The sequence below is a fragment of the Lactonifactor longoviformis genome, from assembly GCF_042848515.1.
GTDB classification, from domain to species: Bacteria; Bacillota; Clostridia; order Lachnospirales; family Lachnospiraceae; genus Lactonifactor; species Lactonifactor longoviformis.
On record NZ_AP031453.1, the window covers coordinates 1,556,468 to 1,570,109 of the forward strand.

Annotated in this window: 12 protein-coding genes; 11 read left to right on the forward strand and 1 reads right to left on the reverse strand. The window is 44.9% G+C overall.

Features of this window, described 5'->3' with window-relative positions:
- Positions 1-216 precede the first annotated feature (216 nt).
- From ACGHCT_RS07265 to holA, 7 genes are all read left to right on the forward strand, one after another.
- Positions 217-651, forward strand: a complete 435-nt coding sequence (locus tag ACGHCT_RS07265; RefSeq protein WP_154261867.1) for a DMT family transporter — start codon at positions 217-219, stop codon at positions 649-651.
- A gap of 113 nt (positions 652-764) precedes the next feature.
- Positions 765-1,415, forward strand: coding sequence for a helix-hairpin-helix domain-containing protein (locus tag ACGHCT_RS07270; protein ID WP_072853854.1), 651 nt, complete (start codon positions 765-767; stop codon positions 1,413-1,415).
- Positions 1,416-1,430: 15 nt separating this feature from the next.
- Entirely contained in the window at positions 1,431-2,123 is a 693-nt protein-coding gene (locus ACGHCT_RS07275) for a response regulator transcription factor (protein WP_072853855.1), read from the forward strand.
- Positions 2,124-2,248: 125 nt separating this feature from the next.
- Positions 2,249-3,625: a cell wall metabolism sensor histidine kinase WalK gene (locus tag ACGHCT_RS07280; RefSeq protein WP_242946785.1), complete on the forward strand. Its 1,377-nt coding sequence runs from the start codon at positions 2,249-2,251 to the stop codon at positions 3,623-3,625.
- Positions 3,626-3,637: 12 nt separating this feature from the next.
- Positions 3,638-4,561, forward strand: a complete 924-nt coding sequence (locus tag ACGHCT_RS07285) for a GerMN domain-containing protein (protein WP_084068045.1) — start codon at positions 3,638-3,640, stop codon at positions 4,559-4,561.
- Positions 4,558-6,819: a DNA internalization-related competence protein ComEC/Rec2 gene (locus tag ACGHCT_RS07290; protein WP_390439204.1), complete on the forward strand. Its 2,262-nt coding sequence runs from the start codon at positions 4,558-4,560 to the stop codon at positions 6,817-6,819. The genes ACGHCT_RS07285 and ACGHCT_RS07290 overlap by 4 nt, the downstream gene beginning before the upstream one ends.
- A 20-nt stretch (positions 6,820-6,839) precedes the next feature.
- Complete coding sequence (holA, locus tag ACGHCT_RS07295) at positions 6,840-7,823, forward strand: DNA polymerase III subunit delta (protein WP_072853857.1); 984 nt, start codon at positions 6,840-6,842, stop codon at positions 7,821-7,823.
- A 64-nt stretch (positions 7,824-7,887) separates the two neighbouring features.
- Here the strand turns inward: holA and rpsT are convergent, their stop codons facing one another.
- Complete coding sequence (gene rpsT, locus ACGHCT_RS07300; protein WP_084068046.1) at positions 7,888-8,151, reverse strand: 30S ribosomal protein S20; 264 nt, start codon at positions 8,149-8,151, stop codon at positions 7,888-7,890.
- Between the two features lie 179 nt (positions 8,152-8,330).
- Between rpsT and gpr the strand changes: the two genes are divergently transcribed.
- The 4 genes from gpr (at position 8,331) to hemW (ending at position 13,618) form a co-directional block, all read left to right on the forward strand.
- A complete protein-coding gene (gene gpr, locus ACGHCT_RS07305) occupies positions 8,331-9,239 on the forward strand; it encodes a GPR endopeptidase (protein ID WP_072853859.1) in 909 nt (302 codons plus the stop codon).
- 39 nt (positions 9,240-9,278) lie between these two features.
- Positions 9,279-10,565 carry a stage II sporulation protein P gene (locus tag ACGHCT_RS07310; RefSeq protein ID WP_390439207.1) on the forward strand — a complete coding sequence of 429 codons (1,287 nt, stop codon included), beginning with the start codon at positions 9,279-9,281 and terminating at the stop codon, positions 10,563-10,565.
- Between the two features lie 106 nt (positions 10,566-10,671).
- Positions 10,672-12,486 carry a translation elongation factor 4 gene (lepA, locus tag ACGHCT_RS07315; RefSeq protein WP_072853861.1) on the forward strand — a complete coding sequence of 605 codons (1,815 nt, stop codon included), beginning with the start codon at positions 10,672-10,674 and terminating at the stop codon, positions 12,484-12,486.
- Positions 12,487-12,490: 4 nt separating this feature from the next.
- The gene (hemW, locus tag ACGHCT_RS07320) at positions 12,491-13,618 is read left to right on the forward strand and encodes a radical SAM family heme chaperone HemW (RefSeq protein ID WP_390439209.1); all 1,128 of its coding nucleotides are present in this window, start codon (positions 12,491-12,493) and stop codon (positions 13,616-13,618) included.
- Positions 13,619-13,642: the final 24 nt, after the last annotated feature.

Sequence of the window (13,642 nt, forward strand, 5' to 3'; positions counted from 1 at the left end):
AGCCTCGAGCTGACCTGCCCTTATACCCCGGCCCCTGGCCTGGCCCTGTCTCCCCGGTGTTCCCTTCTATATCCGTCTGTCTGCAACGCCTCGCTCCCCGAATGCATAACCCCGAACTTCACATACACAAAACTATTACACAAAACTATAATTTACGAATAAACCTCACGATTCTGCACAACCTAAGAAAAATATAAAAAAATGGAGGTTGCATCTATGTGGGGTATTATAGTTGCGCTTATATCTGGGGCTTTGATGAGTGTACAAGGAGTATTTAATACAGAGCTTACAAAACAGACAAGTCTTTGGGTATCTACAGGGTGGGTACAGCTGTCGGCGTTTGTAGTATGTGTGGGGGCCTGGCTCTTTACCGGAAGGGAGAAGGTGATGGCATTAGCCCAGGTGGATCACAAATACATTCTGTTGGGAGGGGTAATTGGTGCATTTATTACCGTTACCGTGATTCAGAGTATGAGTTCTCTGGGACCGGCGAAAGCAGCGATGCTGATTGTAATTGCTCAGCTTGGAATTGCATATGTGATTGAACTGTTTGGGATGTTTGGCGTAGACAAACAGCCCTTTGAATGGAGAAAGCTTTTTGGTATGCTGATCGCCATTGGAGGCATTGTTCTCTTTAAATGGCAGAAATAAAATCGCAAATTTCAGATTCTGTATTGTAATCACCTGGCAAATTCGCTACAATAAAGATAGCTGTGCATGATGTGGGACCTTATAGCGGAATACGCTGTAAAGGAGATATGCATATGTTAAGTAATAAAATATTACCAATATACTTTTTGGTATTATTGTGGCTGTTATGCCAGGTATTATGTGCCTGTGGACAAAAAGCGCCGGAAGTGCAGTTTGGACACGCCGAAGAGGAGGGCGTCCGGGGAGAGGATGGGCAGGATAACTCCCAGACAGAGACAAAAGAACAATCAAAAGAAGCAGAAGAAAAGCCGCCTGAGATCTGTATCTATATATGCGGAGCTGTAAACCAGCCGGGTGTGTATCATCTGAATGCGGGAGCGCGTGTCTATGAGGCTGTAAGTGCAGCGGGAGGATTTACGGAAGACGCGGACGAAACGTATGTAAATCAGGCAGCTGCCATGGAAGATGGAACGCAGATTCGGATCTACACCAGAGAAGAAGCACAGGAAAAAAGAGACCATGGGGAAGAAATTCCTCAGGCAGAAGAACGTCCGGATAATCCTTCGGGAGATGGAAAGGTGAATCTGAATACAGCTACTGCTGAAGAACTTCAGACACTTCCGGGAATCGGGGAAGTAAAAGCCTCATCCATCATAGAGTACAGGGAAACTCACGGCAGATTTACCTCTATTGAGGAGCTGCAGGAAATTTCAGGGATAAAGGGCAAGGTTTTTCAGAAAATTGCGGATTTGATTACCATTTAATATGAGGAGAAAATAATGAGTAAAAAGGTATTAGTCGTTGATGATGAAAAACTGATTGTAAAGGGAATCCGTTTCAGCCTGGAACAGGATGGTATGAGTGTTGAGTGCGCGTACGACGGAGAAGAGGCTTTGAATATGGCAAAGGATAACGAATATGATATAATTTTGCTGGATATTATGCTGCCTAAGCTGACGGGCCTGGAGGTATGCCAGCAAATCCGTGAGTTCTCCAATGTCCCAATCGTTATGCTTACCGCCAAAGGTGAGGATATGGACAAGATTCTGGGGCTGGAGTATGGTGCGGATGATTATATTACAAAGCCCTTTAATATTCTGGAAGTAAAAGCCAGGATTAAAGCAATCATGCGCCGTACCAAAAAGCAGGAACAGGAAGATGAAAAGTCAAAAATGATTACGGTTGGGGAACTAAAGCTGGACTGTGAGGGTAGACGTGTTTTTATCAGCGGAAAGGAAATTAATCTTACAGCCAAAGAGTTTGATGTCCTTGAGCTGCTGGTGCATAATCCTAACAAGGTTTACAGCCGGGAAAGCCTTTTGAATATAGTGTGGGGATATGAATATCCCGGAGATGTCAGAACCGTGGATGTACATATCAGAAGACTTCGTGAAAAAATCGAAGAAAATCCAAGTGAACCAAGATATGTCCATACCAAATGGGGTGTTGGATATTATTTCCAAGTATCGTAAAAAGTGAGTATCTGGATGGCCCTGAAGCAGTTTGCATCAGGGCTGTTCTGAGTAAAGGGGAGTCGATAGCTATAATCAATTTAAAAAGAAAGTTTACATTTTTTAAAAGTCTCAGATTCCGGATTATGATTATCCTGGTCGTAATCGGTATAGTCCCCAGCGTGATTATTGAAAACGGACTTGTAAAAAGCTATGAAAACCGGGCTGTGTCGCTGCGAAGTATCAATGTTAAAAATCAGTGCGATATTCTGTGCAATCAGCTGGCCAGTGAAGATTATCTGAATCACACGGATTCAGAGGTAAGCAACAGTGCTATGTCAATGTTGTCCACCGTTTACAGCGGCAGGATTCTGGTAATTAATGATGAGTTTAAGATTATTAAAGATACGTATAATCTGGACGAGGGGAAATATGCGTTATCAGAGGAAGTGATTGACTGCTTCAACGGCAATAATACCACTCACTATGACAACAAGAACGCCTATATTGAGCTGACCTCTCCCATACAGAATCTTGAGACGAAAAAGGTGATGGGTGTGATGCTTATCAGCAGTTCTACCAGTGAGATTGAGGGAAACATTGATGTACTTGAGCAGAAGGGGGCACTTCTCCTTTTGGTAATCTGTATTCTGGTCCTGGTTTTTGGCTATATTCTGGCGGGAATTCTGGTAAAGCCTTTTGCGAGAGTAACCCGTTCTATAGAGGATCTGACAGACGGATACCTGGACGAGGAGATCTCTGTTCCGGATTATACAGAGACAGAATTAATTACAAATGCGTTTAATAAGATGCTGGGAAGAATGAAAGTACTGGATGAGTCCAGACAGGAATTTGTCTCTAATGTATCCCATGAGCTGAAGACGCCGCTGACTTCTATGAAGGTGCTGGCAGATTCCCTGGTTGGACAGGAAAATGTACCTATTGAGCTATACCAGGAATTCATGCAGGATATCACCCTGGAGATAGACCGGGAAAATAAAATCATTACAGATCTTCTGGAACTGGTGAAGCTGGATAAAAAAGCATCTGAGCTTCATATAGAGCTGGTCAACATCAACGATCTGCTGGAGGTAATACTGAAACGCCTGCAGCCTATTGCAGCCAAAAAGAATATTGAATTGATCCTGGACAGTTTCCGCCCTGTGAATGCGGAGATTGATGAGACAAAGCTTACTCTGGCACTGTCCAATCTGGTGGAGAATGCTATCAAATATAATGTAGAAGACGGATGGGTAAGGGTGTCCCTCAATGCAGACCATAAATATTTCTATGTGACTGTGGCAGATTCCGGTATGGGAATTCCGGAAGAGTCTCTGGATCGTATTTTTGAACGATTTTACCGGGTGGATAAGTCTCACTCCAGAGAAATCGGTGGTACAGGGCTGGGGCTTGCTATTACAAGGAATGCCATTGTAATGCACCGCGGCGCTATAAAAGTATACAGCAAAGAAAAAGAAGGAACGACATTCTCCGTTCGTATTCCTCTGATTCATATTTCTTAGGAGGTGAACGAGTTGAAAAAACAGTGGAAATATTTCGTAATCATAGGGATGGCTTTCCTTCTTGGCGGCTGCGAAAACAAAACAGTGGAAAAATCATCGGAGTATCATAAATACTATGTCAATGCAGAGGAAACCGGAATTATCACAAAGAATTATGTCCCGGAGGAGAGAAAGACAGAGAGTATGATACAGGAAATGGCGGAACTGGTACAGGAGGAAGTGACGGACGAAACGTATAAAAGTATTCTTCCTAAGTCGGTGAAGCTCAAGGATTATACCTTTGATAACACCATCCTGACAGTGAACTTTTCAGAAGAATACAATGAGCTGTCAAACACGCGGGAGATATTAGCCCGTGCAGGAATTGTAAAATCATTTATACAAATTCCGGGTGTCACAGGAGTACAGTTTCTAATTGAGGGGGAACCGGCTGAGGATAACAGCGGGAACCCTTTGGGAACAATGGATGGGGATACCTTTGTGGAAAATGAAGGAAAGAATATAAACTCGTATCTGTTTACTACCCTGGATCTCTACTTTACCAATGAAACCGGGGACAGGCTGAAAAAGGAGCAGGTAAAGGTATACTACAGCAGCAACGTTCCTCTGGAGAAGGTGGTAGTTCAGCAGCTCATTAAGGGACCCCGTCAGGATGGAACTTATCCTACGCTGTCTCCGGATACTAAGATACTGGGGGTATCTATATCGGAGGGGATTGGTTATGTAAATCTTGACAAGACATTTTTGGATCAGGCTTTGACCGTGCAGGAGAGTATACCAATCTATTCCATTGTAAACTCTCTGGTGGATGCCTGCCATGTTACAAAGGTACAGATATCCGTCAATGGGGAGACAAAGAAAACATTCCGTGAAAGTGTGGATCTGGATCAGTTTTTCAGCAGTGATTACTCACTAGTTGAGGAGGCATCCCCATGATAAAGCGGCCGCTCTGTGTGATGTGCCTTTTGTTTATGGCTGTCATCTGGCTGTGTGATATAAGCGGGCTCTCTGGATGCAGAGAGTCCTCCCGTACCCCGGGGGTACGCAGCTGCCTGGAATCCGGAGAACGAGCGGTAATTACCGGGGAACTGTACCAAAAGGAAGAAAGAGATTCTGTCCATATCTATTATCTTAAAAACGTCGTTCTGACGTATCAATCTGAATTATATCCCATTGAACAAGTAAAAGTTACATATAAACCGAAGGCAGAGGAAGCCCTATATCCTATGGGAAGACTTCTGGGAGTCAGAGGCTTTCTGAAGGAAACAGAGCTGCCTTCCAATCCGGGACAATTTAACGAGAGGGCCTATTACAGAGCCCGGAAGGTTTACTATACCATGGAAGGAGAGGAGCTTCAGTCTGCCGGGGAGAGCTATTCTGTATACAAAGAGGCGCTGTACAGACTTAGAAATGTCTTGAAAGAGAATCTGCAGAGCATTACCGATGAGCGCACAGGAGCTATTTTATGTGCCATGCTTTTAGGGGAGAAAAGCAGCATGGACCGTGAGATTAAGACACAATTTCAGATGCTGGGAATATCCCATATTCTGGCTATTTCAGGTCTTCATCTCTCCATTCTGGGCATGGGACTCTATAAAGGATTGCGAAAGGCCGGAGGCAGTTTGGGCCTGTCGGCAGGTATAGCTGTCTTTTTTTTATTAAGTTACGGACTGCTTACCGGAGGAAGCGTTGCTACACTGCGCGCATTTATTATGTTTGCTGCGGTTACCGGGGCAAAGTGGATTGGAAGGACCTACGATCTGCTCTCTGCTCTCAGCCTTGCAGGTATCCTGCTTCTAATGGACAGCCCGGGCTATCTCTATGACAGCAGCTTTTTGCTGTCTTTCGGCGCTATTTTGGGCATCGGTCTGGTGCTTCCCCTGATACAGAAGGAAAATACTGGCCGCGTAGGGCAGTATCTTTTATCCGGCCTGGCAGTTTGGATGATTAGTACTCCGGTAGTATTGTATTTTTTTTATGAAGTCCCCCTATATGGCTTCTTTTTCAATCTTCTTGTACTTCCTACTGTGGCTGCAGTTCTTATATCCGGCGCAGGGGGAATGGCAGCGGCTTTTATCTCAGCGGATGCAGGGAAAATCCTGATTTTGCCGGCAAAGTACTTACTGACCATATATCAGAGGGCGGGAAGCCATCTGCAGGGAATCCCTGGGATAACCTTGATACTGGGCAGACCTGCTTTCTGGAAGATTGTGGTGTATTATACAGTTCTTGCGCTCCTGCTGCTGACGTGGAGGTGTGGTAAGGGAGAGGCCCGGCGCTTCCTCAGGCTAAGAATAAAAGGTAAAAGATGGATGGCAGCAGCAATTTTTCTCCTCTGTTCGCTTCCTCTTATGCAGACCAGAAATTATAAAAATCTGAAGGTGACTTTTCTGGATGTGGGGCAGGGAGACAGTGCTGTGATGGAGACACCTTTGGGGCAGTCCTTTCTAATAGACGGAGGGAGCAGCAGTATTGCAAAGGTTGGGACTTATCGAATACTCCCGTTTCTAAAATATGAAGGCATTCAGTGCCTGGACTATGTGATGGTATCACACACAGATTCGGATCATATGAACGGGATACAGGAACTTCTGGAGGCAATAGAGGGAAAACAGACGTCGCTAAAGATACGGAATCTGGTTCTCCCGGGATGGAAGGATACGAATGTGGAACTGAGGAAATTAGAAAAATTGGGTAAGGCGGCCGGATGCCGAATCCTCCGTCTGGCGCAGGGAGATACGATGAAGGATGGAATGCTGCATCTGTCCTGCCTGCATCCGGACAGGGGGGTCTATGGAGAGGAGACAAACAGCGGATCCCAGGTTATTGAGGTTTCCTACGGAGAATGCCGGATCCTCTTTACAGGGGATCTCGAAGGAGAGGGTGAGCAAAAAGTAGAAAAACTAATAGGAGAAGATAAGAGTTCTCCTTATGATATTCTGAAGGTGGCTCACCACGGCTCCAGGAATTCCTCCGGGGAGAGCTTCCTGAAAGCTGTAAAGCCAAAGGCGGCGGTAATATCCAGCGGTTTGGGCAATTCTTACGGGCATCCTCACAAGGAGACTCTGGAACGCTTGAAGAGATCTGGGAGCCGTATATTTATGACCTGGGAGGGAGGTGCCGTACAGGCGTTTTTGGACGGAAACAAAACCACAATTGAAAAATACAGGACCAGACAGTATAATAGACCATAGAAATGACAGTAGGAGTGAATATGAAAAGTTTACAGGAAGATATTAAAAATCAGAGCTTTAGCAGGGTGTATCTGTTCTGCGGACCTGAAGCCTATCTGAAACAACAGTATAAAAATAAAATGAGGGCAGCGCTTTTGCCGGAAGACGATTCTATGAATTACAGTTATTTTGAGGGGAAGAAGGTGGCCCCGGGGGAAGTGATTGCTTTGGCTGAGACTATGCCTTTTTTTGCGGACCGGAGAGTTATCATTCTCCAAAACACGGGGTTTTTTAAGAATCAATGTCAGGAACTGGCTGATTACTTAGGGGAAGGACTGCCCGAATACCTGTGTATGATCTTTGTAGAAGAAGAAATAGATAAGAGGAGCCGTATGTATAAGGCGGTAAAAAAGCAGGGGAGAATTGTAGAATTCGGCATACAGGACAGCAAGACTTTGATGCGCTGGGTGCTTGGGATTTTAAAAAAAGAGGGGAAAAATATTACACAGAAAGATATGGAACTGTTTCTATCCAAAACAGGAAGTGATATGGGAAACATTGAACGTGAGGCAGAAAAACTGCTCTGTTACACTATGGACAGAGACGTGATTACGGCTGACGATATTGAGGCAATCTGTACCACTCAGACGACCAATAAGATTTTTGACATGATTCGGGCAGTTACCGAAAAAAATCAGAAGAAAGCCCTGGATCTATATTATGACCTGCTGTCCCTTAAAGAACCTCCTATGCGTATTTTATTTCTTCTGGCCCGGCAGTTTAATTTGATTCTGCAGGTGAAAGAACTGCAGAATCAAGGATATGACAATCAGGGAATCGGCAAGAAGACCGGACTCCAGCATTTTGTGGTACGCAATTACCTGAGTTACGCAAGGCAATATACTTCGGAGCAGCTCAGAAGTACTGTGGAGGAGTGCGTAAAGGCTGAGGAAGATGTGAAAACCGGTCGGATAGGTGATGTGATGAGTGTGGAACTGCTGCTGGTGAAATTCAGCGGAAATTAAATAGGCAATAAAAAAAGAACCTTCACTGAATGACGGAACAGTGGGGGTTCTTTATATATTTATCTTAAGCGATTGAGTTAACGGCTTTTGATAAACGGGATACTTTTCTTGCAGAGTTGTTTTTATGATAAACACCTTTAGATGCTGCCTTATTAATAGTAGCTGTTGCTTCTGTTAAAGCAGCCACTGCTGCCTCTTTGTCCTTTGCAGCTACTGCAGCTTCTACCTTTTTGATGGATGTTTTAACTGCTGATTTAATTGATTTATTTCTTGCTGCTTTTGTTCTGTTTACTAATACTCTTTTTTTAGCAGATTTAATATTTGCCAAACCGTACACCTCCAATATATGCTTATTCTTTTTGATTCATTGTTGGATTAGAGCAGACACGGGCACCCTAATTCGAACATACTCATTTATTTTAGTTGATTATCTCCTGATTGTCAATACATAAAATATGAAAAACTGTAAAAAATAGTAAAAAGCAATTATGGCAAAGGAGACAGGATATGATAGGAACACAGAGGATTCGCACAGATCTGGCATTAGAGACTACGGAGCGGTTTGAGGAGGACAATGTAGAGATACGTGGGGTTGTAATCGACGAAGATTATAATGAAGAGAAAGACATCCGTACCACCACGGTAAAAATTGAGACAGAAAACGGGGCAAAGGCTATGGGCCGGCCTCAGGGCACCTATATCACACTTGAGGCCCCCAATATGTCGGTTCCGGACGATGAATACCACAGAGAAATTTCAAAGGTTCTGGCAAAGCATATCCGGAAGCTGATCCCCAAAAAGGGAGAGTTGACCGTATTGGTGGTAGGGCTTGGAAACCGGGATATAACTCCAGACTGTTTAGGACCGGAAGTAATATCCAATCTGAGGATTACCCGACATGTCATCAGAGAATATGGTGTTCAGGGGATGGGGGAAGATCAGGCTCACTGTGTAAGCGGTCTTGTTCCCGGGGTAATGGCACAGACTGGTATGGAAACTCTGGAAATTATTAAGGGTGTTGTGGATGAGACGAAACCGGATGTGGTAATCGCTATTGATGCCCTGGCAGCCAGAAGCACGAAACGTCTGAACCGGACTATTCAGATAACGGACACAGGAATCCATCCCGGCTCAGGTGTGGGCAACCACAGAAACGGACTTACCAGGGAGACACTGGGGGTGATGGTAATTGGCATCGGAGTACCTACCGTAGTGGATGCGGCAACGATTGTATACGATGCTATGGCTCATCTTTTGGATGCGCTGGACGAAGCAGAGAAAAAGGAATTTCTGGATGAGATGATAACTCCTCCTCTCTACAGCATGTTTGTTACCCCGAAAGATGTGGACGAAACAATGAAGAGACTTTCCTATACTATATCAGAAGGGCTGAATATTGCATTTTCTAAAGTATAATCCGTCCCAAAACTTCATATATAGATATGAGGTGATGGAGTGGAGAAAGAGACAATAATTCAGAAGGCAGTCCGCGTACTCCTTATAACGGCACTGATCGCATTGGGGGGCTATGTTCTTGGAAAAGGCTCTTTGATCATAAAGGCAGAATATCTAAATGGAGACGGGAAGATTGCAGAACGTTTTTTGGCAGATGCAGAAGAGAAGGCAATAGAAGTATACATGCCGGGACTATTATATACGGAAACGGAAGAAAAGGCACCTGAGGAAGCGACAGTCCAGTGGATTTTGGGAAGAGTACTGGAGCAGGTGCCTTTTCTGAATTATCTGGATCAGGAAAATGCGTATAAGACTGCAGTAGAGAGCAGTACCACCTATGACAAAATAGTTGCTGAGAACTCCGGATTCCTGGAGGCTAAAATACTGGAGGAGAACCAGGAGGCCGGGCCTGTGGGGGCAGGGGAAGAAGATGCGCCCCAGGCCGCAGAGGCGGAAAAAACGCAGGAGACGGAGGACGCTTCTGCGGCCGGGATACAGGAACGGGCTCCTGTCACAGACATTCCTCTGGAAAAATTCCAGGATTATGATTATGTGATTAATAACTTTTTTGTGATTGATAAGACCACAACGATCAACAGCGAACAGCTGAATGCGCCCGAACTGGTGCAGAAGGATCTCCGTATGCAGACGGGAAATGACAAACCCCAGATCCTGATATACCACAGCCATTCCCAGGAAGACTTTGCAGACTCTGTGCCCGGAGACACAAGCACAACCGTTGTAGGGGTGGGGGAATATCTGACAGATCTGCTCAGCCAGAAATATGACTACAATGTGATTCATGTGACGGATGTTTTCGACATGGTGGACGGTAAACTGGACAGAAACAAGGCTTACAACTATGCCGGAGATAAGATTCAGCAGATTTTAGAGGAAAATCCCAGTATTGAAGTGGTGATTGACCTGCACAGGGACGGGATTGCGGAGGGGAAAAAGCTCGTTACGGATGTAAACGGAAAACCCACCGCGCAGATTATGTTTTTTAACGGTCTGAGCAGAACAACTAAAAACGGAGATATCCCTTCTCTGCCAAATCCATATATTCAGGATAATCTGGCATTATCACTGCAGCTGTCCCTGGAGGCGAAGAAGTATTATCCTGACTTTACCAGATGCATCTATCTGAAAGGATACCGTTATAACCTGCATATGCGCCCGAAGTCACTGCTGGTAGAATGCGGTGCCCAGACAAATACCGTCGCAGAGGTAAAGAACGCTATGGAACCTCTGGCAGATATTTTAAATAAAGTATTAAAAGGTGAATGACAAGTCTGCATTTAATGTGTTATAATCAATGGTCAAGGATAGATGGGAGGAATTACCTGGGACCAGGTAATTCTTGCTGTCTGTATAACAGTTAGGAGGAAGTACAATGGCAGGAATTGACCAAAGTAAAATCAGAAATTTTTGCATCATTGCACATATTGACCATGGAAAATCAACGCTGGCGGATCGGATTATAGAGAAAACCGGACTGCTTACGGATAGAGAAATGCAGGCACAGGTGCTGGATAATATGGACCTGGAAAGAGAGAGAGGGATTACCATTAAGGCACAGACTGTGCGGACAGTTTATAAGGCTGAAGATGGGGAGGAATATATTTTCAATCTTATTGACACGCCTGGCCATGTGGACTTTAATTACGAGGTTTCACGCAGTCTGGCAGCCTGTGACGGTGCAATCCTAGTGGTAGATGCTGCCCAGGGAATTGAAGCACAGACACTGGCTAATGTATACCTTGCCCTGGATCACGACCTGGATGTGATGCCTGTAATTAACAAGATTGATCTGCCCAGTGCAGATCCGGAGAGAGTCATCAGTGAGATTGAAGATGTCATTGGAATAGAGGCAGAGGATGCTCCTTTGATATCTGCGAAAATGGGAACCAATGTGGAGGCGGTTCTGGAAAAGATTGTGAAGAAGATACCGGCGCCTAACGGAGATCCGGCAAGTCCGCTTCAGGCTCTGATTTTTGATTCAGTCTATGACGCCTATAAGGGGGTTATAGTATTCTGCAGAATTAAGGAAGGTACTGTAAAAAAGGGCACCAGAATTCTTATGATGGCCACTCAGGCAGTGGAAGAAGTAGTGGAGGTTGGCTATTTTGGAGCCGGACAGTTTATTCCCTGTGAGGAGCTGAGTGCAGGCATGGTAGGCTACGTTACAGCCAGTATTAAAAATGTTAAGGACACCCGGGTGGGTGACACGATTACCGATGCGGACAGGCCTTGTGAAAAACCCCTTCCCGGATATAAAAAGGTAAACCCTATGGTTTACTGCGGTATGTATCCTGCAGACGGTGCGAAATACCAAGATTTGAGGGATGCTTTAGAAAAGCTGCAGTTAAATGATGCTTCTCTGCAGTTTGAACCGGAAACATCAGTAGCCCTGGGCTTTGGATTCCGCTGCGGATTCCTTGGGCTCCTTCATCTGGAGATCATTCAGGAGCGGTTGGAAAGAGAATATAATCTGGATTTGGTGACTACGGCACCAGGCGTTATCTATAAGGTATACAAGACCAATGGAGATGTTATGGAGCTGACGAATCCCTCGAACCTGCCGGATCCCTCTGAGATTGATTATATGGAGGAACCTGTGGTGAATGCAGAGATTATGGTAACTACAGAGTTTATCGGACCGATTATGGATCTCTGTCAGGAGCGCAGGGGCCAGTATCAGGGGATGGAATATATGGAGACCACCAGAGCGCTGCTAAAATACGTTCTTCCTCTGAATGAGATCATCTATGACTTTTTTGATGCCTTAAAATCACGGTCCAGAGGTTATGCCTCCTTCGACTATGAGATGGCCGGATATCAAAGAAGTGAATTGGTGAAACTGGATATTCTGGTGAATAAGGAAGAGGTGGATGCCTTGTCCTTTATTGTGCATGGGGAAACTGCTTATGAACGGGGGCGCAGAATGTGCGAGAAGCTGAAAGAGGAGATACCCAGACAGCTCTTTGAAATTCCTATCCAGGCAGCCATTGGCAGCAAGATTATTGCAAGAGAGACTGTGAAGGCCATGCGAAAGGATGTTCTGGCTAAATGCTACGGTGGTGATATCTCCCGTAAGAGAAAGCTTCTGGAAAAACAGAAGGAAGGAAAGAAAAGGATGCGTCAGGTAGGCAATGTGGAGATCCCTCAGAAAGCCTTTATGAGTGTCCTGAAACTGGATGATAAATAAAGCTATGACTGAGGAATTAGAACTGTATCTGCATATTCCGTTCTGCCTGAAAAAATGCAGTTACTGTGATTTTCTCTCTTTTCAGGGAAATGAGGCAGAGAGAGAGGCGTATACTGAAGCCCTTCTCAAAGAGATTAGCGCATACAAAGAATTTGCCCTGGAATATGAGGTGACTTCAGTATTTTTAGGAGGAGGGACTCCTAGTATTCTGAATGCGTCACAGATGGAAAGAATTATGGAAAGCCTCAGACAGACATTTTCCATCCGGAAACTTGGAGAGATTACCATAGAGGCGAATCCGGGAACTCTTAATCGGGACAAGCTCAGAGCCTATCGCAGCATGGGGATTAACAGACTGAGTATGGGACTCCAGTCCTTTAAAAATGAAGATTTAAAGTGTTTGGGCAGGATTCATACCTGTGAGGTGTTTGCTGAGAACTATGAGCAGGCCAGAAATGCCGGATTTACTAATATAAATATTGATTTGATGTCAGGTATTCCATACCAAACCCTGCAGGGTTGGGAAGAGAATCTCAGGCAGGCTGTAAAGCTTGCTCCGGAACACATTTCCGCATACAGCCTGATTATCGAAGAAGGGACCCCTTTTTACAGACAGAAACTGACCTTGCCCCCAGAGGAAGAGGAGAGGGCTATGTATGAACTCACTCATAATCTGCTGAGGGAACATGGCTATCTTCAGTATGAGATTTCCAATTATGCAAAGCCCGGATATGCCTGCCGCCATAATGTAGGATACTGGAAAAGAAAAAATTATCTGGGACTGGGCTTAGGGGCAGCGTCGCTGATCCGAGAGGTGAGGTTTTCCAATACTTCTGATTGGACATGGTATTTGGAACATAGTTCTGATCCATGGAAGATACACAGCCAAACAGAAGCCCTGGATGAAAAGAAGCAGATGGAAGAATTTATGTTCCTGGGGCTCCGTCTCACAGAGGGGATCGGCAGGCAGGACTTTATACACGCGTTTCATAAAAACATTGAAGATGTCTATAAACAGCCGATAGATAAATATCTTTCCCTGGGTCTTCTTGAAGCCCAAAACAGCCGGATATTTCTAACCAGAGAAGGAATCTCCCTCAGCAATATGGTAATGTCGGACTTTTTGTTGTAAAATAGCTAAGAACGAAGAAATAGG

Bases quoted from the DNA above. Each gene is read 5' to 3' on its own strand.
- hemW (WP_390439209.1), top strand. From the start codon at position 12,491: ATGACTGAGGAATTAGAACTGTATCTGCATATTCCGTTCTGCCTGAAA.
- ACGHCT_RS07270 (WP_072853854.1), top strand. From the start codon at position 765: ATGTTAAGTAATAAAATATTACCAATATACTTTTTGGTATTATTGTGG.
- ACGHCT_RS07265 (WP_154261867.1), top strand. From the start codon at position 217: ATGTGGGGTATTATAGTTGCGCTTATATCTGGGGCTTTGATGAGTGTA.
- ACGHCT_RS07290 (WP_390439204.1), top strand. From the start codon at position 4,558: ATGATAAAGCGGCCGCTCTGTGTGATGTGCCTTTTGTTTATGGCTGTC.
- ACGHCT_RS07280 (WP_242946785.1), top strand. From the start codon at position 2,249: ATGATTATCCTGGTCGTAATCGGTATAGTCCCCAGCGTGATTATTGAA.
- holA (WP_072853857.1), top strand. From the start codon at position 6,840: ATGAAAAGTTTACAGGAAGATATTAAAAATCAGAGCTTTAGCAGGGTG.
- ACGHCT_RS07275 (WP_072853855.1), top strand. From the start codon at position 1,431: ATGAGTAAAAAGGTATTAGTCGTTGATGATGAAAAACTGATTGTAAAG.
- lepA (WP_072853861.1), top strand. From the start codon at position 10,672: ATGGCAGGAATTGACCAAAGTAAAATCAGAAATTTTTGCATCATTGCA.
- gpr (WP_072853859.1), top strand. From the start codon at position 8,331: ATGATAGGAACACAGAGGATTCGCACAGATCTGGCATTAGAGACTACG.